At 61.9% G+C, this 22,351-nt stretch carries 21 protein-coding genes and 2 pseudogenes; 10 read left to right on the top strand and 13 right to left on the bottom strand.

The annotated features are described in order from the left end of the window. Window positions 1–16 precede the first annotated feature (16 nt). Window positions 17–949 carry a LysR family transcriptional regulator gene (locus B0G71_RS36270; protein ID WP_116148014.1) on the bottom strand — a complete coding sequence of 311 codons (933 nt, stop codon included), beginning with the start codon at window positions 947–949 and terminating at the stop codon, window positions 17–19. Between the two features lie 753 nt (window positions 950–1,702). Here B0G71_RS36270 and B0G71_RS36280 point away from each other — a divergent pair. Beyond that, window positions 1,703–3,754 carry an alkyl/aryl-sulfatase gene (locus B0G71_RS36280; protein ID WP_116148016.1) on the top strand — a complete coding sequence of 684 codons (2,052 nt, stop codon included), beginning with the start codon at window positions 1,703–1,705 and terminating at the stop codon, window positions 3,752–3,754. Between the two features lie 9 nt (window positions 3,755–3,763). Next, a complete protein-coding gene (locus B0G71_RS36285; protein ID WP_116148017.1) occupies window positions 3,764–4,291 on the top strand; it encodes a hypothetical protein in 528 nt (175 codons plus the stop codon). A gap of 329 nt (window positions 4,292–4,620) precedes the next feature. On the opposite strand, the gene B0G71_RS36290 is transcribed toward B0G71_RS36285, so the two are convergent. Both B0G71_RS36290 and B0G71_RS36295 read right to left on the bottom strand, forming a co-directional pair. Further along, complete coding sequence (locus B0G71_RS36290; protein WP_116148019.1) at window positions 4,621–4,965, bottom strand: DoxX family protein; 345 nt, start codon at window positions 4,963–4,965, stop codon at window positions 4,621–4,623. Between the two features lie 2 nt (window positions 4,966–4,967). Further along, a complete protein-coding gene (locus B0G71_RS36295) occupies window positions 4,968–5,891 on the bottom strand; it encodes an NAD-dependent epimerase/dehydratase family protein (RefSeq protein WP_116148020.1) in 924 nt (307 codons plus the stop codon). A gap of 130 nt (window positions 5,892–6,021) precedes the next feature. Between B0G71_RS36295 and B0G71_RS36300 the strand changes: the two genes are divergently transcribed. Next, window positions 6,022–6,627, top strand: a complete 606-nt coding sequence (locus B0G71_RS36300; protein ID WP_116149190.1) for a TetR/AcrR family transcriptional regulator — start codon at window positions 6,022–6,024, stop codon at window positions 6,625–6,627. Between the two features lie 125 nt (window positions 6,628–6,752). On the opposite strand, the gene B0G71_RS36305 is transcribed toward B0G71_RS36300, so the two are convergent. From B0G71_RS36305 to istA, 4 genes are all read right to left on the bottom strand, one after another. Further along, window positions 6,753–7,049, bottom strand: a complete 297-nt coding sequence (locus B0G71_RS36305; RefSeq protein ID WP_116148022.1) for a YciI family protein — start codon at window positions 7,047–7,049, stop codon at window positions 6,753–6,755. Between the two features lie 128 nt (window positions 7,050–7,177). Beyond that, on the bottom strand, window positions 7,178–7,396 hold the full coding sequence (locus B0G71_RS36310) for a hypothetical protein (protein WP_116138983.1): 219 nt from the start codon (window positions 7,394–7,396) through the stop codon (window positions 7,178–7,180). Then, on the bottom strand, window positions 7,393–8,160 hold the full coding sequence (gene istB / locus B0G71_RS36315) for an IS21-like element helper ATPase IstB (RefSeq protein WP_116138981.1): 768 nt from the start codon (window positions 8,158–8,160) through the stop codon (window positions 7,393–7,395). Before istB ends, B0G71_RS36310 begins: the two co-directional genes overlap by 4 nt. Beyond that, a complete protein-coding gene (gene istA / locus B0G71_RS36320; RefSeq protein ID WP_116138979.1) occupies window positions 8,147–9,649 on the bottom strand; it encodes an IS21 family transposase in 1,503 nt (500 codons plus the stop codon). The genes istB and istA overlap by 14 nt, the downstream gene beginning before the upstream one ends. 212 nt (window positions 9,650–9,861) lie before the next feature. Here istA and B0G71_RS36325 point away from each other — a divergent pair, with 212 nt between their 5' ends. Further along, a complete protein-coding gene (locus tag B0G71_RS36325) occupies window positions 9,862–10,209 on the top strand; it encodes a hypothetical protein (RefSeq protein WP_116138977.1) in 348 nt (115 codons plus the stop codon). A gap of 354 nt (window positions 10,210–10,563) precedes the next feature. On the opposite strand, the gene B0G71_RS42265 is transcribed toward B0G71_RS36325, so the two are convergent. The 3 genes and pseudogenes from B0G71_RS42265 to B0G71_RS42275 all read right to left on the bottom strand — a co-directional run. Continuing rightward, window positions 10,564–10,863, bottom strand: coding sequence for a hypothetical protein (locus B0G71_RS42265; protein WP_258875735.1), 300 nt, complete (start codon window positions 10,861–10,863; stop codon window positions 10,564–10,566). Between the two features lie 15 nt (window positions 10,864–10,878). Continuing rightward, window positions 10,879–11,067, bottom strand: a pseudogene (locus B0G71_RS42580) (hypothetical protein); the annotation flags it as partial. Next, window positions 11,028–11,132, bottom strand: a pseudogene (locus B0G71_RS42275) (short-chain dehydrogenase/reductase); the annotation flags it as partial. The pseudogenes B0G71_RS42580 and B0G71_RS42275, both read right to left, overlap by 40 nt. 174 nt (window positions 11,133–11,306) lie before the next feature. Between B0G71_RS42275 and B0G71_RS36335 the strand changes: the two are divergent. Then, window positions 11,307–11,756 (top strand): AraC family transcriptional regulator, encoded by a 450-nt coding sequence (locus B0G71_RS36335; protein WP_258875736.1) that lies wholly within the window; start codon window positions 11,307–11,309, stop codon window positions 11,754–11,756. A 405-nt stretch (window positions 11,757–12,161) separates the two neighbouring features. Here B0G71_RS36335 and B0G71_RS36340 read toward each other — a convergent pair whose 3' ends face one another. Then, window positions 12,162–12,791, bottom strand: coding sequence for a TetR/AcrR family transcriptional regulator (locus tag B0G71_RS36340; protein WP_116148023.1), 630 nt, complete (start codon window positions 12,789–12,791; stop codon window positions 12,162–12,164). Window positions 12,792–12,923: 132 nt separating this feature from the next. Here B0G71_RS36340 and B0G71_RS36345 point away from each other — a divergent pair, with 132 nt between their 5' ends. From B0G71_RS36345 to B0G71_RS36360, 4 genes are all read left to right on the top strand, one after another. After that, on the top strand, window positions 12,924–14,006 hold the full coding sequence (locus tag B0G71_RS36345) for an alkene reductase (RefSeq protein ID WP_116148025.1): 1,083 nt from the start codon (window positions 12,924–12,926) through the stop codon (window positions 14,004–14,006). A 54-nt stretch (window positions 14,007–14,060) separates the two neighbouring features. After that, window positions 14,061–14,849, top strand: coding sequence for an SDR family oxidoreductase (locus B0G71_RS36350; RefSeq protein ID WP_116148026.1), 789 nt, complete (start codon window positions 14,061–14,063; stop codon window positions 14,847–14,849). A gap of 225 nt (window positions 14,850–15,074) precedes the next feature. Further along, on the top strand, window positions 15,075–15,938 hold the full coding sequence (locus tag B0G71_RS36355) for an alpha/beta fold hydrolase (protein ID WP_116148028.1): 864 nt from the start codon (window positions 15,075–15,077) through the stop codon (window positions 15,936–15,938). 47 nt (window positions 15,939–15,985) lie between these two features. Continuing rightward, window positions 15,986–16,987: an NADP-dependent oxidoreductase gene (locus B0G71_RS36360; protein WP_116148029.1), complete on the top strand. Its 1,002-nt coding sequence runs from the start codon at window positions 15,986–15,988 to the stop codon at window positions 16,985–16,987. Between the two features lie 183 nt (window positions 16,988–17,170). Here the strand turns inward: B0G71_RS36360 and B0G71_RS36365 are convergent, their stop codons facing one another. Both B0G71_RS36365 and B0G71_RS36370 read right to left on the bottom strand, forming a co-directional pair. Next, window positions 17,171–18,091 (bottom strand): DUF72 domain-containing protein, encoded by a 921-nt coding sequence (locus tag B0G71_RS36365; protein WP_116148031.1) that lies wholly within the window; start codon window positions 18,089–18,091, stop codon window positions 17,171–17,173. Between the two features lie 33 nt (window positions 18,092–18,124). After that, window positions 18,125–20,788 carry a response regulator gene (locus B0G71_RS36370; RefSeq protein ID WP_116148033.1) on the bottom strand — a complete coding sequence of 888 codons (2,664 nt, stop codon included), beginning with the start codon at window positions 20,786–20,788 and terminating at the stop codon, window positions 18,125–18,127. Window positions 20,789–21,116: 328 nt separating this feature from the next. Here B0G71_RS36370 and B0G71_RS36375 point away from each other — a divergent pair, with 328 nt between their 5' ends. Continuing rightward, a complete protein-coding gene (locus tag B0G71_RS36375) occupies window positions 21,117–22,349 on the top strand; it encodes a DUF2252 domain-containing protein (RefSeq protein ID WP_116148035.1) in 1,233 nt (410 codons plus the stop codon). Window positions 22,350–22,351 lie beyond the last annotated feature (2 nt).

Consider the following 22,351-nt stretch of genomic DNA (forward strand, 5'->3'; position numbering starts at 1 on the left):
CGTCGACGGAGGCGCGTCAATCGGCAGGCTCGCTTTCTGAGAGCGTGCCGCCGTTGGTGCTGCCGGCGGCACTGAGTACCTCTTCCACGAAGGCGACGAACGCTCGCGCCTTTGCACTCACCAGGCGTCCGGCCGGGAAGACCGCCCACAGGTCGATAGAGGGCAATTCCCAGTCGGTCAGTACCGCCTGAACCGTGCCATCGGCAAGTTCCGGCGAGAACATCCATTCCGACGCGATCGCCAGGCCCAGTCCACCAAGCAGCGTTGTACGCATGCCTTCGGCGGCGCTCACGCTCACGCGGCCGGACACGACCACCGCCACTTCCTTGCCATGCTGGCTGAACGCCCACGACTCGCCGCCGCCTCGCAACGAATACACGATCACCTGATGCTGGCTGAGGTCCGCAGGCGTTTTCGGCACGCCCGCTTCGGCGAAATACGCAGGCGTTCCGACCACCCGCCTGCGGCTTTGCGCAATGCGGCGCGCAGTCATCGTCGAATCGTCGAGCGATCCCATGCGCAGCGCAACGTCCACGCCTTTTTCGAGCAGATCGATGGTGCGATCGTCCAGCACGATATCGATCTGGAGGTTCGGGTGCCGGTCCAGAAAAGTCTTGAGCGCAGGGAGGATGTGCAGGCGCGCGAAGGTCACGGCGGCACTGACGCGAAGCACGCCGGAGAGCCCCGTAGACGCGTCGCGCGCAACATGTTCTGCAAGGTCCACTTCTTCGATTGCGCGCCGCGCGTGCTCGTAGAAGCGCTGACCTGCATCGGTGGGCGTCAGTCCGCGTGTCGAGCGCAACAGGAGTCGCACGCCGAGTCGCTCTTCGAGTTGCGCGATCGACTTCGACACGGCCGGTTGCCCGAGTTTGAGCCGCTTTGCGGCCGCCGAGAACGAACCCGCCTCCACCACACTCACATAGGTTTCCATTGCCGCCATCCGGTCCATGCCGCTGCTTCTCCTTGAAGGACCGTGAAGTCCGTGTTGTGGCTGAGATGTTTTCAGGCGGAAGTCTATCGCGTCAGAACCAGGTCGATGTGATTGCGGGTGTCGAGCAGGCTCTGTAATCCGCATCGCAATCGCCATCCACGGAAACGGTTCGCAGAATTAAACGAAACGGCTCCGCCGCAGGCGATCCTGGTTGTCTCGCTAAGAAGCACGGCAAGCTGCTCTCGCAAGACCCGCTGCGCCGGGCGCGCACGTTTGAACAACTGTTCGTACTTGCTTGAGTTCCGAGCCCGGCGTTCGGTGAGGCGGAAGGCGACCCAGTTGATCCGGTGGCCTCGTATCGTAGGGCGCCAATTCCAGATAACTTCCGATATTGCGAATTACCACGCGACCAAGTTGACGCAAAAAATGTGAGACATATCAAAAAATTGTCCTATGTTTAGAAACTGTGGATGTTTGAACCGCGTTTTAAACGCCATATCGTTAGCCGGTCATTTATACGTTATCAGTTGCGGGCATTGGATCAGTCGGTCAATACGACTTGGAAGCCTGTGACAATCGCATAACGTTCATTGATTGCCGATTCACGCGGACATAGCCCAAAAGCTTGCTTCAGGCCAGCGACGCTGCAGACTACTGAATACGTAGCTGGCAGTTAATTAATCCATCGAGTTTTCTGGATCAGTAAGAGGGCGGGCAGGCCACTCTCAAAGGCCATTGAGCGTCCGCTCTTCCTAATTACCGGAGGTGGGCATGTCCCAATCGGATGATGCGGCAAAGCCTGGAGCACGCAGGGCGTTCCTGAAAAACGTGGCGGTTGTCGGCGTAGCAACTGGATTTTCCGGGGCAGTTGGCGAAACGCTTGCGCAAGCCGGGTCGACAAACTCAACCAGTGCGGCCTCAAAGCCCGCGTCGCCCTCGACCATTGCATTGAACAAGCAATACGCCGATTTTCTTTCTTTCGCTGACGCCCAGGATTTTGAAGACGCAAAGCGCGGTCTCATCGCCACGCTCCCCGAGCCGGTCATCATCAAGGGGCAAGGCGAATTTCCGGCTTGGGACCTTCAGCAGTTCGCGTTTGTACACGGCGGCGCGGAAAACAACGCTCCATCAACGGTCAATCCGAGCCTCTGGCGCAACGCCAAGCTGAACATGAATCACGGGCTTTACACGGTGGTCGATGGCATCTGGCAGGTGCGCGGCTACGACCTTTCCGTGATGAGCATTATTCGGGGAGATCACGGCTATATCGTCGTCGATCCTTTCATTACGACCGAAGTAGCTTCGACGGTGTGGAAGCAGCTCGTCATTCCGCATCTTGGCGACAAGCCGATCACTCACGTCATCTACACGCACAGCCATGTCGATCACTATGGCGGTGTGCGAGGCCTCGTCAGTGACGACGATCTGAAATCGGGCAAGGTGCAGATCGTGGCGCCGGTTGGTTTCACTGAGGCTGCCGTCGGCGAGAACATCATCGCCGGCAATGCGATGGGGCGTCGCGCCAGCTACATGTATGGCTCACTGCTACCGCGCAGCCCGACGGGGATTGTCGATGGTGGTCTGGGTAAGACGACTTCGGTCGGTACTATCACGCTGGCCGTGCCCTCCATGTTTGCAGAAAAGACCGGCCAGAAACTGACGCTCGACGGCGTGGACATTGAGGTTCTGATGGCGCCGGAATCGGAGGCGCCTTCAGAGTTCATGTTTTATCTGCCGAAGTTCAAGGCGTTCTGCGCGGCGGAAGATGCCACTCACACGCTGCACAATCTGTACACGTTACGAGGCGCAAAGGTTCGTGATGGGCTGCTCTGGTCCAAGTATCTGCAAACTGCGCTCGATCTGCATGGCGACGATATGCAGGTCCTCTTTGCCTCACATTATTGGCCTACCTGGGGCAACGACCGGATCAATGCTTTCCTGCGTGCGCAACGCGCCATGTATCGCTATCTGCATGACCAGGTCATGCGCATGGCCAACACGGGCCAGACGCCGCTCGAGATTGGCGAGGCAGTCCGTCTACCGGACAGCCTTGCGAAGCATTGGTATTGCCGGAGCTACTACGGCACGGTCTATCACGACGCCGTCGCGCAGTACAACCTGCGCCTTGGATTCTTTGACGGCGTGCCCGCAAATCTGCACCGCTTGCAGCCGACCGACAGCGGTAAGCGGTATGTCGAGTACATGGGTGGAGCGGCTGCCGTTCTGCGAAGGGCGCACGATTCGTTTAATCAGGGCGAATACCGATGGGTGGCGGAAGTCGTCAACCACGTGGTGTTCGCGGAACCGCAAAACACCGCTGCCAAACAGCTGCTGGCGGACGCTTATGAACAGCTTGGCTACCAGTCGGAGTCTGCGCCCTGGCGCAACTTCTATCTGACGGGAGCCATGGAATTGCGCAACGGCGTCAGGAAGGGACAGGCGCCCGCGCCACAGAGCCCGGATACCATTCAGGCCATGCCACTCGACATGTTCCTCGACTACCTTGGTATCCGGCTGAATGGTGAGCGAGCGAACGGGAAGACGGCGTCGTTCAATCTCGTACTGACCGATACGAAGGAAAACTGCGTGCTGGGCGTCGAGAACAGCGCGTTGCACTATTCGAAAGACAGAACCTCGAAATCAGCGGACGCAACGGTCACCATGACGCGCGCGGACCTCAACAGCATCATGATGGGACAAACCAATATGCAGAAGCTGGTGATGGCGGGCAGCGCCAAAATCGACGGCAATAGCCAGAAGCTTGGCGAGTTCGTGTCCTGGCTCGACAACTTCGATTTCTGGTTCAACATCGTCACGCCTTGAGGTGAAACCATGTGCGCGATCTGCAACTTCAAGATTGATTTCGGCGTTGGTCATCCTCTTGCGCTGACCGTCGCGGTAGCGACCCGCAAGGCGATTGACTCGGGGATTGTCGAGCCGATCGACACCACGGGGGGCGCGCTCTCCGCGGCGCGCATGCGCATGTCCGCCGTCGAAGCGTTGAACCTGCTTCAGGCACGCATCGAAGCGGCTCACAGTGAAGACGCGCTTCTGGCGCTCCCGGACTTCTATGTGCTGCTCATTGAAAATGACACGTGGGGTTTCTTTCATGCGACCACGAACGGCTTCGACCCGGACGTTGTCCCCGAAATGCCTGACGTGACGACCACCGATGAAGCGAAACGCAGCAACATCGTCATCATGTCCGAGGCCGGACTGCGAGCGTGGCTGGAGCAACGCTTCGATATTGAGCTGGCTTTGCGCGAATCGCTGTTCATGATCGACGCGCCTGCCAGTTCCACCGGACCGCTAACGCAGATGCTCGCGATTGCGGAGCCAGCCGTCACCGATGATTGCTGACGTGTGTTGAGAGTGCGGGTAGGTCAGGGCGGCTGGCGAGGAGCGCATCATGGGTACGCTGACGGGGAGGTTCAAGCAAGAATTCATGAAAGCGCTTCCGCCGACGATCTTCTTTTTCATCATCCTTCACATCGTCGCGATTGTCAGGGCACACAGCACGTGAAAAGGGAGCGCCTGGCCGTCGCTGCAAAAGCCGGACCTATCCAAACGCATGGTCAACTGATATTGCTCCAATGCCGCAATCCGCGTGTGTATTTCAAGTACCTGCAGCGGATTGCCGGCGCGGCATGTTAGCGTCTCGGGGTCGTTCACGTGGTGACGCCAAAGCCTCAACCGCGGGCCGCCAAGGTGGCCACAATCAGAGCCGAGAAGACCAGCGCCGGGGCGAGATGCCCGAACGGCTCCCGGTTTCGTAGCAACGTAAAGAGCGCGCCGATCATGATCGCTCCCGCCAGCGTCAGGCCCAGGACTCTGGTTTGCTGCCAGGGAAGAAGTGCCGCACTCAGCAGTTCGAGCGCGCCGCAGAGCAACTGAAACCACGCCGGGTAACCCCAGCGCGCGAAGTCCCGTTTTGCCGCGCCGCGTCGTGAGAGATTGATCACCCCGGCAATCGCGAATAAAACCGCCGCGATCGTCGCGAGAATCGATTCGAAAGATACGCTGTTCCACGCCATCGTCATGCTCCGTTGCTTTGCTGAAAGTGCGCTTGTGCAGAGAGGTCCGCAATCAGGCCGGGGCCGTGGGGTTCCCACGCCAGTACTCGCCGGGCGTGCTGGCCGCTGATCGCCTGGTCGAGCGCCAGTGCGTCAGCGAACGGTCCAAGCGATTGGCGCGCATCGTCGAGCGGCCAGAGTTCGACGCGATCGGCGCCGACCGACGCCCGGATCGCTTCACCCATCTCGGCAACAGCAACGGCATCTTCCGTGACCACGTTGAAGATCTGTCCGGCGACTCGCACGTCCCCGCTTGCCGCCTGCTCGACCGCGCTGAGGTAAGCCGTGGCGAGATCATCGACGTGAACGGCGGGCCAGTGATTGCGACCATCGCCAACGATCCTCACACTGCCGGTCTTACGGGCCATGCCCGCAAGCATGCCGAAGACGCCGCCGCCGTAGCCGTGCACCATCGCCGGTCTGAAAATCGCTGCGACAAGCGAGCGGCTCGCTGCCAGTGCCAGCACCTGTTGCTCCACTGCGGGCCGCCAGGCGATGAGCGGTGTCGGGTTCAGCGCCGATGCTTCAGTCGCGGGCCCTCCCTCCGTATTGCCGTAGACCCAGGTGCCCGACGTATAGACAAATGCCGCGCCCGGACGCAAATGCGAAAGCATCGCTACCGCCGCAGCCTCATCAACAGACGCGGCGGAAGCATCGTTGGTCGACGCGGCGTGCACCACGCCATCGGCGGCACCGGCAGCCGCCGCGAAAGACTGCGGCTCACGCAGGTCGCCCGCATGCAGTTTCACACCGAGACGCGCCAGCGCGCCGGCGGCCGATGACCTGTCCTGGCGCACCAGCGCAGTCACCTGATGGCCGAGGCTGATTGCCTTGCGCGCGACCGCTTGCCCGATGTAGCCCGTACCACCCGTAATGAACAGTTCCAAAGCGCTCTCCTTGATGATCGCCTGTGAAATCGATAAATCAGATGAACGAGACTTGTCGGTCTCGTTTTGGCAAAGGTAAACGAGACTGCCCAGTCTTGTCAACCGTTCGATGATCTGCTATCTATGCCGTATGAACGCTTTCTCATCCCCTGACCTGAGCCCGCTGCAACGCCGGAAGCGGTCCGCGATCCTCGACGGCGCGAAAGCCGTTTTTTTAAGCCAGGGTTTTGGTCTCGCCACGATGGACGACGTCGCGGCGACCGCTGGCGTCGGCAAACAGACGGTCTACCGCCACTTCAAGTCGAAGGAGGCACTCTTCGTGGGTCTGGTGAGCTCGATGTGCGCTGAGATCGGCGGACTTCTTGCGGGCGCTCTGCACGAGCCATCCGATGGATCGCCTGAAGTGGAGTTGCACGAATTGGGATGGCTGCTCGCACGAAGTCTTATTGCGCCGGATTACCTGCGGCTTTACCGGGCGATCGTCGCTGAGGCCGAGCGTCTTCCGGAACTCGGTCAGGTGTTCTACGAAAATGGTGCAAAGGTCGTGCGTGCGTTCGCTGCGAGAATTCTGCGGAAGAGATTTGATGAGCCGACTGCTGCATTGCGGGCAGCAACGTTCGTTCAGTTGGTGCTGGGCGACGCGTATCTGGAACTGTCAATTGGCTACAGGGTGCCCGATGTCGACGCGCGCTTTGCGCTGCAGATTGACGAGGCAGTGGCGGCTGCGCTTCGTTGAAGGTACTGATTTCTTTGTCTGTTTACACGGCGAACTGAGGGGTTGCGTTGGATCGAGCGGGTGAATTCGCCATGAGAGGTTGTCAAACGGCGACAGTTGATGCGCCCTGCTAACCGCTGGGGCTTTCAACCACGCGTTGTCAAATGAAGCATGGTGTAGTGTTCGTAATGACCAACCCCGTTCTTCACGATCGGGTCTTCCGATGTCAGCGCGGAAATATCTTGATCATCGGCGATCTGGTAGAACGATACGCCGTAGCCACCAGCGTCATCAATCACGGGCCCATGAGCGACGATCAGCTCTTTATCGAGGAGCTCGTTCAGAAAGACTCCATGCTGCCTCATCCATTCCTTTTCACCGGCAGACATCGTCGCGAGGAAATCCGCACGCGGCGGAATGAATTTGCAAAGATAATATTTCATCGTTAAATTCCTCTCATTTAGCAAATTGTTAGCGGCGGTGTAAAAGCGCCATTAGATGGCGGCGCAAAGTTGAGTAGAAGCGTCAACAACAGAGGCGGTTATGGGCCGCTGTTGTTGGGTGATGGTCATCAGAATGGATCGTCGATGTCACGAGGGTGAGGATTGTCGGGAGGCGCGCGTTGTTCGTGCAGCAGGTCATTGAGCGGAATCTGATAGTGCGCGGCGATACGCTCGCGTAGATCGTCGATGAGTTCCACGACGGCGAGCGCCTGATCTGCGGACCAGTTGTCTGGGATCAGGAAGTCCAGCCCGTGAGTGATGCCCGAAGGCAGGTGAAGGCGCTTCATGATTTCTTCTTCTCCATACGTGCTGCGCTGCGTTTCTTTGCGCGCTGCTCCGCCCGTTCACGCGCCTCCTTCACCCGGTAGGACTCGCCTTCGATCGCGACGACTTCGGCGCGATGCACCAGCCGGTCAACCAGCGAGACGACGCAGGCGGCGTTCGGAAACACCTCCGACCATTCTGCGAACGGCCGGTTTGTGGTGACCACGGTGCTCGCTGCGCCATACCGGCGGCTGATCAGCTCGAACAGCAGGTCGGCGTGGCGATTCGAGTAGGACAGGTATCCGACCTCGTCAATTACGAGCACGTCAGGCGTGGCGTACCGGTGCAGCCGCCGGCGTAACGCTGAGTCACTGTCAAGCGCGGCGAGCTCGCCGAGCATCTGGCCAGCAGTTGTGAACAGCGCCGTGTGCCCGTTGACGAGCGCCTGGTAGGCGAGGTTCAGCGCCAGGGTCGACTTGCCCACGCCGTTCGGGCCGATCAGTACGACGTTGGCGGTGTCTCTGACGAACTCGAGCGACATCAGTTCTTCGACGGCGGCCCGGTCGCAGCGCGTGGGCCAGGTCCAGTCAAAGTCGCACAGCGGTTTGAAGCTGCCCAGATGGGCGTCCCGGATGCGTCGCTCAAGCGAACGGCGGGCACGCTCGTCTTCTTCCCACTGCAACAGCGGCGCAACCCAGCCGGCGTCAGTGAGTTCCGGCCAATGCGCCAGCAGCCCGTACAGGCGCAGGGCGTTCGCGCGTTCCTGCAGGTTCTCAGGCGAGCTCATCAGTACCTCCCGTTATCTGGTCGTAGATGTCGAGCCGGTGCGGGGTCACCAGCGTGTCCTTGCTACGCACGTGCTCGGGCAGGTTCACCGTCACTGGCGGCGGTACCTGACGCGACTCGCGCCGACGCTCCAGCGCCAGACGCACCGGATTCTGGTGAGGCGCGGCATCGCTGGCGAGCGTTTCCTCGATCGCTGCCTGCAGTTCGGCTGCACCATAACGGTCGAGCAGCCGCAGCAGGTGGGCGGTGATATTACCCAGATTGGCGCCGCGTTCAGCCGCGCGCAGCATGAGTGTGTGACTGGCCGGCGCTGCGCGGGCGAGATGGTCGAGGCCGCGATGGTGACGGGCTTCGCGTTTGCGTGCAACGAGGGCGTCGATGTGTGCGGGAATCTCGATTTGCGCGCCGCGATCGTAACTGCGCACATGAGTTGCAAGCAGATCGGCGCCGTCGAGAATGCGCACCTGCCGGGGATCAGCCCGGACCGTAAGTACGCGCCGCACGTGGGTATGCGGGATCGTGTAGTCGTTCAGATCGAAGCGCACATACGGCTGCTTGCCGACCTTCACGGCCAGTTGCAGTTCGCAGGGGTACGGATTCTCCGGCAACGCAAGCAGGCTGGGCTGCTCGCGGGCGAAGGCTTCGCGCACCGTGATCGTGGGTTCTTCCCGGCAGGGACGATCCGCCGCCATGCCCGCGCACCATTGCGCGGCCTGGATGTTCAGATCGTCGAGATCGGTGAACTTGCGCGCGGCAAAGAAATTCTCGCGTACATACCTGATAGCTCTTTCGACGCGTCCCTTCTCGTTTCCTCTGGCCACTGCCACGGGACGCGGCTCGAAGCGATGATGAGCGGCGAACGCGAGAAGCGTGGGGTTGAAGCGGATCGCATCACCCTGACGCTCGAGCACAGCGCTCCTGAGATTGTCGTAGAGGAGGATTCGTGGCAATCCGGACCACGCCGCGAACGCGCCGGCGTGGCCCGCCAGGAAGCTGTCCATGCGGGCATCGAGGAAGAAGCGCAGATAGATCTGCCGAGACCATGACAGCACCATGACGAAGGCCATGAGTGGCCGGCGCGCGCGCCCGATCTGCAGGTGATCGAAATGGGCCCAGTCAACCTGGCCCTGCTCTCCAGGCAAGGTGCGCAGCCGCAGATAAGCCTCTGGTGCAGGACGCGGACGGTGTACCGCGATCAGGTGCCGGAAATGATGAGGGTTGCCACGGTAGCCGCGCTCGGTGACCATCGCATACAGCCGGCTGGCCGTGAGCGACGGAAACCTCTTGAGCGTGTCATGGATAAACGGCAGGTAGGCATCGATCTGCGAAGGTCTGAGCATCCCGCCGATGCGGGGCAGACCGGCCTGCGCCAGCACGCGCTGGACCGTGCCACGGTGCACGTGCAACTGCCGTGCGATGGTGCCGCAGCGCCACTTCTCGACGTGGTAGTAGCGCAGGATCTGCGCCTCAAGTTCAACTCCAATGGTCATGGGTCACTTCCTGTGCAGTAGGTAGTAGTACGAACATCACGGAAGACCCGACGGCGTAGTGGCCCCAGGCGCACGAAGCCCGGGCAGACGCAGTGGCAGAAATGGCACTGCTCAGGCACAGCTGGGGCGGTGGCGGATACCGCCGCTGTTGCCGCCGACGTCGTCGAAGTCGGTGCCAGTAGAGCATCGGCGGCAGGCGCAGAGGAACCCTGATGCGTCACTTTATTCCGGCGGCTGCGATAGCGGCGCATCCGTTCGGCATGCGCGAAGCGGCCGTGACGACTGCGCTGATAGCGCTGGCCGGCCACGCGCATGCTGGCCTGACGTGCGACCTCCGAACAGTCGCCGTCGCAATAGATCTGGCCGCGGTCGCAACGGCGGCAAACGATGACCTGCGCCCGGCAGCGGGCGCACACAAACAGGCGGCCGGTGGCCGGCATCGGCAATCCCCGTCAATGCCGAAACGCTATCGACGGGACTGGTGGACCGTGCCATACTGGGCCGGCACCCGTGCCCATGCGCGTGTGGGGCTCGACATCGGAGTGAACTTGGCGGTTTGAGCCGGTGTCGGGCCTGTTTCTTCGGCGGTATTCCTTCTTCTACCGCATCTTGACCTGAGCGTCACCACTTCCTGAAATGAACCGCGTCGGGTGCGTCTGCACTCGCCCTACGGGCTCCTTCCGACGCACCGGGTAGCGCCTCTCGCTCTCCGCGCAAACCATTCCCAAACCGTTTAGCAGAGCATGACCATTCCGCATCTCTGATTGACGCCGCCGTTTAGTGTCGGATTCTCACAGCCGTTCACACAAATTGACTGTCATTCCCAAATTCACGACGACTGCGGTTTTTCCAACTGATTTTCTTTCGTCGGGTAGTGTGTCGCGTAACTGAAGGATTGATGAGCGCTGGTAGCTTCATTTCGCGGCTGTTACCCTCTTCAGTATTGAACCTTCGAACATTTTTGGTGCGTAGTTTTGAAGGAAAGGAATCGTGCCTGTCATTTTTCCGACAGGATTACTGAATTTCGGTTCACCGGCGTTAATCAGCCGAGTAATGGTATTGATAACCGTATCTGGTGCTTCCGCTTCGTCTATGCCTTTTTGCGTCGCGGCTGTCATCTGCTTCCGGTATGTGTTGTAGTCCGTGATACTGCCGCTGCCCGCGGAGACAGCATTCTGGCTAAGGTTGGTTTTGAACCAGACCGGCTCCACCATGCTAACTTTTATGTTGAACTGATTCAGTTCGAAACGTAACGACTTGAAGAAACCCTGAACCGCGTGCTTGGAAGCAGTGTAATACGACAGGTTCGGGGGGGGGGGGCGATCAGACCTACGATGGAACTGACAGTGATAATCTGCCCCTGCTTCTGGGCCCGGAACTTTGGTAGCAAGGCATTTGTCACCTTGACCGTGCCCCAGAAGTTGGTCTCAAACTGTTGCCTCCCCAATTCGATTGGCGTTTCTTCCGCGATGCCTGTGACCATGTAACCTGCATTATTAACCAGTACGTCCAGCTGTCTATCTTCGTGCAGCTCGCACGGCTCGCTACGCGCAGCCACTTGCGACCGTTGCGGGCAGGTTGGCCCGTGCCGCCGGGATCGGAGTCGGACCTCCGTGCATGCGAGGCGTATTTCGGCGTACCGGTCGACTGCACCGCATTGGCCACGCTTGTTTTTGCTGCGGAAGACGTTGAACGTCCCTTCCTGACCGAGAACCACAAGATGTGGTCATATTTCAAGCCCGCTCTGCGTATGCGACTGGCGGAACTGGACCGCACTGCCAGCATGGCGGAACGCCTGCGCGGCGTGCTACTCGAGGCGTTGCCGGCTGGTGAACTGACGATGGATGTCGTCTGCCGCAAACTCGGTGTCAGCACTCGGACCCTGCAGCGCAAGTTGAAGACTGAAGGTACCAGTTTCCAGGAGACGCTGGACGTCCTGCGCGAGTCGCTCGCAAAACACTACCTGACGAATTCGTCGATGTCCGGCGCAGAGATCTCATTTCTGCTGGGTTTTGACGATCCCAACTCGTTTGCGCGGGCATTTCAGGCGTGGACGGGGAAGACGCCACAGGTGGCGCGTTTGGCGCTCAGGAAAACCGACTCATGAATCGCTTCGCAACCAGTACTCAGGGTTTGGCAGTGGCTTCTGTCTCCCGCCACCGTCACACCTGACCAGCTACCCGTGCTGCATCGACGGGTTCAATCCGCAGCGCGAAACGGACAGCGTGAGAGGGTCGATTGCCGCTATCAGAGCCGGAAGGAGCCTTCGCCCCCTGATCCGACTTCGCCACTGTGTATCCGCCCAAAGCAGAACTGTTGGCGATCCACACGTCGAGCTTAAAGCCCCTTCTGGGCGGAACGGCGACAGATGCGGCCGGCGCGAGACGTTATTTGATACCTGCCGTCGCTACAGGAGTGTGAATGTCTCCGTGCGTGCCGGCGGGCGACGAATAAATCCGATGGAGGAAACCGCGGAGTGCTCCGCTGTGACCGGAACTCGCCGGTAACAGAGTCACTCCGTCGTTGCCGACGTGTCGCTACCGTCATTGCGCGCGGGTTCGCCCGCGGTCGCCGACGGGCTCATTGACGCCAGAATCGCGTCGCGGCAAACCGCCAGGATTTCGTCGGCCAGTGGCGAATCGTCCGGGCAGGCGCGCGACATGACAATGGCACCGACGGCGTGCGCCAGTATGTCGAGGGACCGGGCTCGCGCCTGGCCCGCATCCGCATCGCCCGACGCAGTGCCCTCGGGGCTCAGCGCAGCCAGCAGGCTCTCAATACCAGCCGCGAACGTGGCACGGACTGCTTCCGGTTGACGCGCGGCATCCCCGCCCAGTGCGGCCATCGTGCAACCGGTCGCGCGGGTGTCGCGGTGCTCGCGAGAAAGGTAGTACCGCACAAACTCAGGCGCCTCCACGCCAGCGCTCAGCGCCACGGTCTGCGCGATGCCGCAGGCCGCCGATTCCGCCACCAGGTCGGCCTTGGAGCGGAACTGTTTGTAAAAGCCGCCGTGGGTGAAGCCGGCGGCGCCCATCAGATCGGCAACGCCAACCCCATCATAGCCGCGCTCCCGAAACAGTTTCGACGCCGTCTCGACGACGTGGTCCCGGTTGGCCTGCGCCTGTGCCTTGGTGATCTTCATTTCCTGACCACTGTGAGTGCATATCTGCGAAGGTTCCATTATACATTGATGTCGGTCATCATCAAAACCTTGACACATTAGATTATGATCGTCATTATTGCGTCCATTCCCAATCCTGGAAGCCGACGCAACATGACCGACAAGACGCTTTTCGAGCCCTACGCCCTTGGCCGCCTGACACTCGCCAACCGCTTTGTCATGGCTCCGCTGACCCGCAATCGCGCAGGCGCGGGGCTGGTACCCAGCGAACTGGCCGCGACCTACTACGCCCAGCGCGCCTCGGCCGGCCTCATCATCACGGAGGCCACCCAGGTGTCAGCTCAGGCTCAGGGCTATCAGGACACTCCTGGCCTGTACACGTCCGAGCAGATCGCCGGCTGGCGCAAGGTCACCCAGGCTGTGCATGCCACGGGTGGACGCATCTTCGCGCAGCTCTGGCACGTCGGTCGTGTTTCGCACGTCGATGTCCAGCCTGGGGGCGCTGCGCCGGTCGGCCCTTCGGCCATTCGCGCGGAGACGAAAACCTTCGTCAACAACGGATTTGTCGACGTGTCCCAGCCCCGTGCGCTGGCGCTTGTCGAGTTGCCGGGCATCGTGAATGATTTCCGCCTGGCTGCGGCCAACGCTATCGCGGCCGGCTTCGACGGCGTAGAAATCCACGGTGCCAACGGCTATCTGCTGGAGCAGTTCATCAAGGACGGGGCCAACCGGCGCACTGACGCCTACGGCGGCTCAATCGAGAACCGTGCGCGTCTGTTGCTGGAAGTCGTTGCTGCAGTGGTGGAAGAAATTGGTGCCGATCGCGCCGGCGTGCGCATCTCGCCTGTGTCGCCGGCAAACGGTATCTCGAGCAGCGATCCCCAGCCGCAGTACGACTACATCGCCGGGCAACTCAGCGCGCTGGGAATCGTCTACCTGCACGTGGTCGAGGGCGCGACCGGCGGCCCGCGCGATGTCGCACCGTTCGACTACGACGCGCTGCGCCGTCGGTTCAGGCAAACCTACCTGGCCAACAACGGCTACGACCTGGAACTCGCTACTGCCAGGCTCAACGAGGGTAAAGCAGACCTGTTCGCCTTCGGCCGTGCATTCATCAGCAACCCCGATCTGGTCGAACGCCTGAAGACCGGCGCACCGCTGGCGCAGCCCGACTTCGCCACGCTCTATGGTGGCGGCGCTGCGGGCTACACCGACTACCCGTCCATCATCGCCTGAGGCGAGCGCAGCTTGCGTCCACCATCCGAACCTCTCTTGCAAAGGAATTAACTCATGACCACGCTTCCCACAGTTCTCATCACGGGCGCCTCCTCTGGTATCGGCGCCACGTACGCCGAGCGCTTCGCCGGCCGCGGCCACAACCTCGTGCTGGTTGCACGCGACAAGGCGCGCCTCGATGCTCTCGCCGCACGCCTGCGTGAGGAAAGCGATGTGGCCGTCGACGTGCTGCAGGCCGACCTGACCCGGCCTGAGGATCTCGCCGCGGTCGAGACTCGCCTGCGCGACGACGCTCGCATAGGCATCCTGATTAACAACGCCGGCGTGGGCCAGGCCGGTAGCTTCGTGCAGCAGACTGCTGAGGGCATCGAACGCCTGATCACGCTCAACACCACGGCGCTGACACGGCTCGCTGCCGCGGTCGCTCCGCGCTTCGTGCAGTCGGGTACCGGCGCGATCGTCAACATCGGCTCGGTGGTGGGTCTCGCGCCCGAGTTCGGCATGTCGATTTACGGCGCCACCAAGGCCTTTGTGTTGTTCCTGTCGCAGGGATTGAACCTCGAGTTGTCGCCCAGCGGCGTCTACGTGCAGGCGGTGCTCCCGGCGGCGACCCGCACGGAGATCTGGGGGCGCGCCGGCATCGACGTCAATACGCTTCCCGAGGTGATGGAGGTCGGCGAACTGGTTGATGCGGCACTGGTCGGCTTTGATCGCCGGGAACTCGTCACCATCCCGCCGCTGCACGTGGCCGGGCGCTGGGACGCGCTGGATGGCGCGCGTCAAGGGCTCCTGTCGGACATTCGGCAGGCGCACGCGGCCGATCGCTATCGGTCAGAAGCGTGACCCCTGCGGCTTCTGTCATACCCCAAGCCACCAATGCCTTATCGTGCGGCTAGAAGCGTGAGCACGTCTGGCCGCCGACGTGGACCCCGGAAAGCTCGCACACGCACCCGGGTGGTCGCCGTGGCCGAAGTGCCTGGCCTTGCAGATGCGGTGCTCCAGGGCTAGGTGGGTGGCCGCACTATCGTGGACGTCAACGCGTGAAGGCCGCCCCTCAAGGAATCGATGATGATCAGTTTCAACCCAGATAGCCAATCGGCAACATCCTATGCCCACGCACAGAACAACGAGGTCAGGGTGGGGGGAACCACTTTCGCTTACCGCGAACTAGGCCCGCACGGGGGCATCCCGCTGATGCTGCTCAACCATTGGGGCGCCGTGCTGGATAATTTCGACCCGCGCATCGTCGATGGCCTGGCCCGCAAGCATCGCGTCATTGCGATCGACTACCGGGGAATCGGTTCTTCCGGTGGCATTGCGCCCGTGAGCGTGGACGAGATGGCGCACGACACCATCGCGTTGATCCGCGCGATGGGTTTCGATCAGGTTGATCTGCTCGGCTTTTCGCTCGGCGGCTTCGTGGCGCAGGACGTGGCGCTCAAGGCGCCGGATCTGGTGCGCAGACTCATCCTCACAGGCACAGGACCCGCGGGCGGCCAGGGAATCGATCGCGTGGGGGCTACGTCCTGGCCGCTGATGCTCAAGGGTCTGGTGACGATGCGCGATCCCAAGACCTATCTGTTCTTCACCGCCACCACCAACGGCCGACAGGCAGCAAGCGCTTTTCTGAAGAGGCTCAAGGAACGCAAGGCCGGGCGCGACAGGGGGCCGACACCCCGCGCGTTGCTTCGCCAACTCAAGGCGATCAAGGCGTGGGGCCAGCAGGCGGCGCAAGACCTTACCCGCCTGCGCATGCCTGTCCTGATCGCCAATGGAGACAACGACATCATGGTGCCCACCGCATTGAGCTCTGACATGGCCCGCCGCATTCCCCACGCGCAGCTCGTTATATACCAGGACGCCGGGCACGGTGGCATCTTTCAGTATCACACCGACTTCGTGATCAAAGCACTGGAGTTTCTGGCGCGATGAATCCTTCGCGGTCGGCGACAGGTACCCAACATTGAATTTAGAACACCATGAAAGCACTCACCTTCAAACGCTATGGCAAGTCGCCCGAGATCGGGTTTGCCGAAGTGCCTCTCCCCACGCTAAAGCCTGATGAACTGCTGGTCCAGGTCCACGCGGCGGGGTTGAATCCAATCGACAACATGATTCCGGCAGGGACGTTCAAGCCCGTCCTCAAATTCGAATTGCCGGCTACGCTCGGCAGCGATATTTCTGGTGTGGTGACCGAGGTCGGCAGCAGTGTGACGCGTTTCAAACCGGGTGATGCCGTCTTTGCCAGCCTCTTCGATCTTGGTAGGGGCTCGATCGCCGAATTCGCGGCGGTGCCGGAGCGCGTTGCGGCGTCGAAACCGGTCAAGCTGGACTTCGTGCAGGCTGCCGCCGTTCCGATGGTCGGGCTTACCTCCTGGCAGGCGTTGAAGGAGCGCGCTAATATCCGAGCCGGCCAGAAGGTGTTCATTCCTGCCGGATCCGGCGGTATCGGCACGTTTGCGATCCAGTTGGCAAAGCACTTCGGCGCCAGGGTCGGAACGACCACCAGTACGGGCAACGTCCAACTGGTAACCAGTCTGGGCGCCGACGAGATCGTCGACTACAAAAAGCAGGAATTCGAAAAAGTGCTGCGCGACTACGACGTAGTGCTTGGCACTATCAGAGGTGATGCGATTGAAAAATCCATAGGCATCCTCAAACCGGGGAGCAAGATTGTGTCTCTCATCGGGCCGCTGGACGCGGCGTTCGCCCGTGCTCGCAGGCTGAACTTTATCCTGAGGTTGATATTCGGGCTAATGAGCCGCAAGATCATGCGGCTTGCGAAAACGCGGGATGTGGCGTATTCATTTCTCTTCGTACGTCCCGATGGAAACCAGCTCGCCGAAATTGGCGAACTCCTCAAGTCGGAACAGGTTCGTCCAGTAATTGACAAGGTGTTTCCGTTTGACCAGGCGAAGGAAGCGCTTGAATATCTGGCCCAGGGACGCGCCAGGGGCAAGGTCGTTGTGAGAATCAAGTGAGCTGCCAACGGTTGACGGCTGACTGTGCAGGTTCTTGCCCGAGCTTTTGAAGAGGCGGAGCCGCGACCAGGTCCAGACTCAAGAGAGAACCGGATGGCCTCCCAGGGAGCGGAGCCGACTCCCGAATGTCTTAGCAAGAAAGTGAGCGAATGCCGCTTATTGGCCGATCGCTGACTTGCAACGTCACGGCGCGATGGCGTCGGAACCGAGGATCCCCATCAACACCCTCGCATTACGCTGCCCCTGATCCTCGAAGCAGTTATTGAAAATCACATGCGTGCGTCCGGCCCGCGTCGCGATCGCACGAATCGGCACGGCGAGTTCCGTCAACTCCGCTTCGTCATAGTCATAATCAAACCGATCCGCCGCGCTCGCAGTGCCGGTCGCGCTCCAAGTCTGCGTATTGCGTCCGTGCAGACGCACCATCGCGAGTTCGGGATTCGTCACGTCCCACACCGTATGCACGCGGTTGGTCACGTCCGGCGGCGCGTCGACGATCACATGCACAATGCCGCGCTCGCGCAGGAATTCGAGCGACCAGGCTGCATGCTCTTCATCGAACCACGACTGATTGCGAAACTCAGCCGCCATCATGTAGCCCGCCATCCGCGCCCGGCATTCCTCCACCAGCGCGAGGCCGTCCGGCGCGCGCGTGATCCACGGCGCGAACTGAAACAGCACGGCGCCGAGCCGCCCGCTCACGCGCAGCGGTTCGAGCGCTTCCAGATAGCGCCGCCACAGTTCATCGCGGATATCGTCCGGCATGTCGCGGTAGTACACGTTCTTCTTGCGCGGACCGGTGATGCCTTCCGGCAGCGCCATCGCAATGTCTCGCGGCAACGCATCGGGCGAAGTCTGATGCCCGGTGAACAGACGAAAGGCCTTGAAGTTGAACGTGAAGCCTTCAGGTGTGCGCTCGAACCACAATTGCGCATTGCTCGCCGAAGGCATCGCGTAGTAGGCCGAATCCACTTCGACCAGCGGGAACTGCGAAGCATAAAAACGCAGACGTGCTTCAGCGCTGCTGCTGCCGCGCGGATAAAAGCGCTTGCACGCAATCAGTGTCTTGTCGGTCCAGCCTGCGGTGCCGCAGCGAATGTCCATCGTGAAGTCGGTTGAATGCGTGGCGCGCGCCGGCTAGGACGCTGCTTCGGTGTGGTCGATCCAGTCCGCGAGTTCGCGCCGCAGTTCCGCGATATCGAGCGGTTTGCCGAGCAGCCGTGCGCCTGGAATCGCGTCGCCGATCTGCGCGTTCTTGCCGTAGCCCGACACCAGCAGCACGCGAATACCCGGCTGCTGGCGCAGCATGACGCGTGCAAGACTGTCGCCGGACATGCCGGGCAACGTGAGATCGGTGAAGAGGATGTCGAAGTGTTGCTCGGGCACGAGCGGCAGCGCTTCTTCCGCACTCGCGACCGCAGTGCAATCGAGGCCCAACGCAGTCAGCAGATCGCTGAATGCTTCGCGTGAGTCGATATCGTCTTCGACGAGCAGCACACGAGCCGGCGTGCGAGTCGAGCGCGCCGTCCCCAACGGCGACTTTCTCTGGCGGATAGCTTCAACCGAGGGAGCTTGGCTTTCGTGGCCGGATTCCCTGGCGGGGTCGTAAGCAGCAGGCGGCACGCAGGCGGCGATCTGTCCTTCGGCCACGGACACGGGCAACGCCACACCGGCCGCCACGGCAGCGCCGGCGCGCAAAACGCTGCGCACCTTGCGGGCGAGGTCGTCGCGCCGGTACGGTTTCGAGAGCAGCGTGATACCGGCGTCGAGTTTGCCGTGATGGACGATCTCGTCGCGTGTATAGCCGGAGGTGAAGAGGGCGGGCACCGCGGGCGAGCGCGCCGCGGCTCGCTGCGCGAGCTCCACGCTCTTGATCTTGCCTGGCATCACCACGTCCGTAAACAGCAGATCGATCGGCACGTCGCTGTCGATGAACTCGATTGCCGCGTCGCCGCTCGACGCGGTCAGCACCTTGTAGCCGAGTTGCGCGAGCATTTCGATGGCGGTCAGTCGTACGTCGGCGTCGTCTTCCACGACCAGAATCGTTTCGCCGCTACCGGTGGGCGCCGTGGTCTCGTCGACGGTTTCCGAGGTTTCGGCTTCGCAGCAGCGCGGGAAAAACAGCGAGACGGTGGTGCCGCGTCCCAGTTCGCTATCGATCAAGGTATGGCCGCCGCTTTGCCTGACGAAGCCGAACACCATGCTCAGACCGAGGCCGGTGCCGTGGCCGTCGGGCTTGGTGGTGAAGAACGGTTCGAACACGCGCTGCAGGACCTCGGGCGGCATGCCGGTGCCCGTATCGGTGACGGAAAACACCACGTATTCGCCCGGCGAGAGCTCCGGCTTGCCGCGGCAGAAGGCGGTGTCGAGCACGCGGTTGGCCGCGCGCACGGTGAGCGTGCCGTCGGCCCGCATCGCGTCGCGCGCATTGATCGCGAGATTGAGCAGCGCGTTTTCCAGTTGGTTGCGATCGGCCTGCACGTTCCACAAATCGTCGCTCAGGACCGTGTCGATCCGCACCGTTTCGCCGAGCGCGCGGTGCAGCATCTCGCTCATGCCGCTCAGCAGCCGGCGAGGGTTCAGCACGGTCGGCGAGAGCGGCTGACGTCGCGCGAAGGCGAGCAGATACGCGGCCAGTTTCGCGCCGCGTTTGACGGCGTCCGTCGCGGCGGATAGGCGGCGCAAGGTCGCCGGATGGTCGCCGGCGTCGGCCGCGAGCATTTGCAGGTTGCCGTTGATCACCTGCAGCACGTTATTGAAGTCGTGCGCGACGCCGCCCGTGAGGCTGCCGATCGCTTCCATCTTCTGCGCCTGGCGCAACTGCTCTTCGGCCAGCGCGCGCGCCGCGACCTCGTCGGCCACGCGCTGTTCGAGCGTCTCGGTCAACTGGCGCAGCGACTGTTCGGCGATCTTGCGTTCGTGGATGTCGATCAGCACGCCGGGAAAGCGTGTCGGTTCGCCGTGCTCGTCGAATTCGCACTGGCCGTTCGCCTGCACCCAGAGATAGTCGCCGTCGGGCCGCCGGATTCGAAACTCAGCGCGAAACGGCTGCCGCGTGCGGATCGCCTCGGCGGTCAGTTCATCGTTGAGCGCCTGATCGTCCGGATGAAGCATGTGGACGGCGGCGCGGCGCTCGACTCCTTTCGCGGCTTCTTCCTGCTGAAAGGAAAAGGTGCGCGCGAAACGTTCGTCGCCGCTGACCTTGCCCGTGCGCAGATCCAGCATCCAGGTGCCGAGCACCGTGCCGGTATTGAGCGCGAGTTGCAGCCGTTCGTTGGTTTCGTGCAGTTCGCTTTCGGCACGTTGCCGCCAGCGCTCGGTGAGCACGCGCGCGGTGGTCTCGACGACCACTGCCAGCACGCCAGCCGGCGCGCCGCTGTCGTCGGCGACCGGGCTGTAGTAGAGATCGAGCCACACGTCCTCGGGCTTGCCGTCGCGCAGCAGTATTAGTTCCTTGTCGCGATACGACAGCGTGCCGCCCGCGAGACACGTGGCCATGACATGGCGGTTGAAATCGGCGACTTCCGGCCAGCCGTGTTCGACCGGGCAGCCGAGCAGATAGGGATGTCGTCCGCCCGCGAAGATCGCATACGCGTCGTTGTAGATCATGTAGCCGGGCTTGCCCCACAGCAACACGAGCGGCACGGGCGAGGCGAGCAGCAACTGGACGGTCGCCGTGAGACTGCGCGGCCAGTTTTCGATGACGCCGAGCCCGGTGGCTGCCCAGTCGAATGCGCTGATGCGCTGCGCCATCTCCCCGCGCCAGCCGGAGCAGCCGTGGTCTTGTGCCGGAAATGGCATGCTGCGCTCCACAGAGGTCACGTCGATGAAAGTGTCCCACTCTGCCGGCTCGCGTGATGCGTTTGCACCCGCAGCAGGAGGTGGGATGAAGCTTCTGCCGTGTACCGCGTGCCGGTGCATGGCGGGCACCTGGCTGCGACAATTGTAAGCCACAACACCGGGCCGGGGATTCATCGCGCATGCGTTGTGTGGTGGCTCGGTGCTTACAGTTCGCATTCAGAAGATAGGCGCGAATCCTGCTGCAGCGAGGCGTTCGCGCGCGCCGATTGGCGCACCGTGGCGTTCAACGCCACGCAGAATTCGAACGTCGATAAACGCGGACCCCATCATGGCGAAGAAAAACATCACACGAAACAAGTTGCCCAAACCGGATGCGCGCCAGGCGCTGTTGATCACGCGCCGCAACGCCAGAATGGCACGCTCGGCGCACGCCTACGTACGCGGCAACACCAGCAAGTTCTACGAATGGCTCGAAGGCATAGAAGGCCACGCCTTGCCGGAAGGCCCGGCCATCTGGATATGCGGAGATTGCCATACCGGCAATCTCGGACCCGTCGCCGATGCACAAGGGCGCGTTGAAATCCAGATTCGCGATCTCGACCAGACCGTGATCGGCAATCCGGCACATGACCTGATCCGCCTCGGCCTCTCGCTGGCGACCGCCGCGCGTGGCTCGGATCTGCCCGGCGTCACCACCGTGCGCATGATGGAAGCGCTCGCGGACGGTTACGAGCGCGCCTTCGACGAAACGGCGGGCGACGCCGACATTCACGCGGAAAAACCCGAAGCGGTGCGGGTGGTGATGAGGGAAGCGGTGCGCCGTTCGTGGCGGCATCTCGCGGAGGAGCGTATCGAGGATCTCGATCCGACCATTCCGCTCGGTCCGCGTTTCTGGCCGCTCGCCAAAAGCGAGCGTCGCGAGATCGAGGCGTTGTTCGAGAAAGGCTCGTTGGCGCGCCTCGCCACGGTGATCCGCGGCGCCGGCGATGAAGCCGACGTGGAAGTTCTCGACGCCGCTTACTGGGTGAAGGGCTGCAGTTCGCTCGGCAGATTGCGTTATGCGGTGCTGCTCGACATCGACGGCGCGGCGGTGGAGGGTGACGACCTGTGCCTGATGGATATCAAGGAAGCCGCGCAAGCGGCCGCGCCGCGCTATCCCGGCGCGCGCATGCCGCGCGATAACGCGGAGCGGGTGGTGGAGGGCGCGCGGCATTTGTCGCCATCGCTGGGCGAGCGGATGCGCGCGGCGCGTCTCGCGGATCGCGCTGTCGTGATTCGTGAATTGTTGCCGCAGGACATGAAGCTGACCATCGAGCAACTGACCCGCGACGAAGCAATGAAGGCCGCGCGCTTTCTGGCGATGGTGGTCGGCAAGGCGCACGCGCGGCAAATGGATAGCGCGGAACGCAAGGCGTGGCTCACCGAGCTACGCAGAAACCGTTCGAAGACGCTGGACGCGCCAGGTTGGCTGTGGACGGGTATTGTGGAACTGGTGAGCAGCCATGCTGCGGGGTATCTGGAGCATTGCCGGCGGTATGCGACGGAGCGTGGGGGTAGCTGATG

It is taken from the genome of Paraburkholderia sp. BL27I4N3 (genome assembly GCF_003386115.1).
Lineage (GTDB): Bacteria > Pseudomonadota > Gammaproteobacteria > Burkholderiales > Burkholderiaceae > Paraburkholderia.

Coding starts and splice junctions, on each gene's coding strand:
- B0G71_RS36270 (WP_116148014.1), bottom strand. CDS start 949: ATGGACCGGATGGCGGCAATGGAAACCTATGTGAGTGTGGTGGAGGCG.
- B0G71_RS36280 (WP_116148016.1), top strand. CDS start 1,703: ATGTCCCAATCGGATGATGCGGCAAAGCCTGGAGCACGCAGGGCGTTC.
- B0G71_RS36285 (WP_116148017.1), top strand. CDS start 3,764: ATGTGCGCGATCTGCAACTTCAAGATTGATTTCGGCGTTGGTCATCCT.
- B0G71_RS36290 (WP_116148019.1), bottom strand. CDS start 4,965: ATGGCGTGGAACAGCGTATCTTTCGAATCGATTCTCGCGACGATCGCG.
- B0G71_RS36300 (WP_116149190.1), top strand. CDS start 6,022: ATGAACGCTTTCTCATCCCCTGACCTGAGCCCGCTGCAACGCCGGAAG.
- B0G71_RS36305 (WP_116148022.1), bottom strand. CDS start 7,049: ATGAAATATTATCTTTGCAAATTCATTCCGCCGCGTGCGGATTTCCTC.
- B0G71_RS36310 (WP_116138983.1), bottom strand. CDS start 7,396: ATGAAGCGCCTTCACCTGCCTTCGGGCATCACTCACGGGCTGGACTTC.
- istB (WP_116138981.1), bottom strand. CDS start 8,160: ATGAGCTCGCCTGAGAACCTGCAGGAACGCGCGAACGCCCTGCGCCTG.
- istA (WP_116138979.1), bottom strand. CDS start 9,649: ATGACCATTGGAGTTGAACTTGAGGCGCAGATCCTGCGCTACTACCAC.
- B0G71_RS36325 (WP_116138977.1), top strand. CDS start 9,862: ATGCGTCACTTTATTCCGGCGGCTGCGATAGCGGCGCATCCGTTCGGC.
- B0G71_RS42265 (WP_258875735.1), bottom strand. CDS start 10,863: ATGGTGGAGCCGGTCTGGTTCAAAACCAACCTTAGCCAGAATGCTGTC.
- B0G71_RS36340 (WP_116148023.1), bottom strand. CDS start 12,791: ATGAAGATCACCAAGGCACAGGCGCAGGCCAACCGGGACCACGTCGTC.
- B0G71_RS36345 (WP_116148025.1), top strand. CDS start 12,924: ATGACCGACAAGACGCTTTTCGAGCCCTACGCCCTTGGCCGCCTGACA.
- B0G71_RS36350 (WP_116148026.1), top strand. CDS start 14,061: ATGACCACGCTTCCCACAGTTCTCATCACGGGCGCCTCCTCTGGTATC.
- B0G71_RS36355 (WP_116148028.1), top strand. CDS start 15,075: ATGATCAGTTTCAACCCAGATAGCCAATCGGCAACATCCTATGCCCAC.
- B0G71_RS36360 (WP_116148029.1), top strand. CDS start 15,986: ATGAAAGCACTCACCTTCAAACGCTATGGCAAGTCGCCCGAGATCGGG.
- B0G71_RS36365 (WP_116148031.1), bottom strand. CDS start 18,091: ATGGACATTCGCTGCGGCACCGCAGGCTGGACCGACAAGACACTGATT.
- B0G71_RS36370 (WP_116148033.1), bottom strand. CDS start 20,788: ATGCCATTTCCGGCACAAGACCACGGCTGCTCCGGCTGGCGCGGGGAG.
- B0G71_RS36375 (WP_116148035.1), top strand. CDS start 21,117: ATGGCGAAGAAAAACATCACACGAAACAAGTTGCCCAAACCGGATGCG.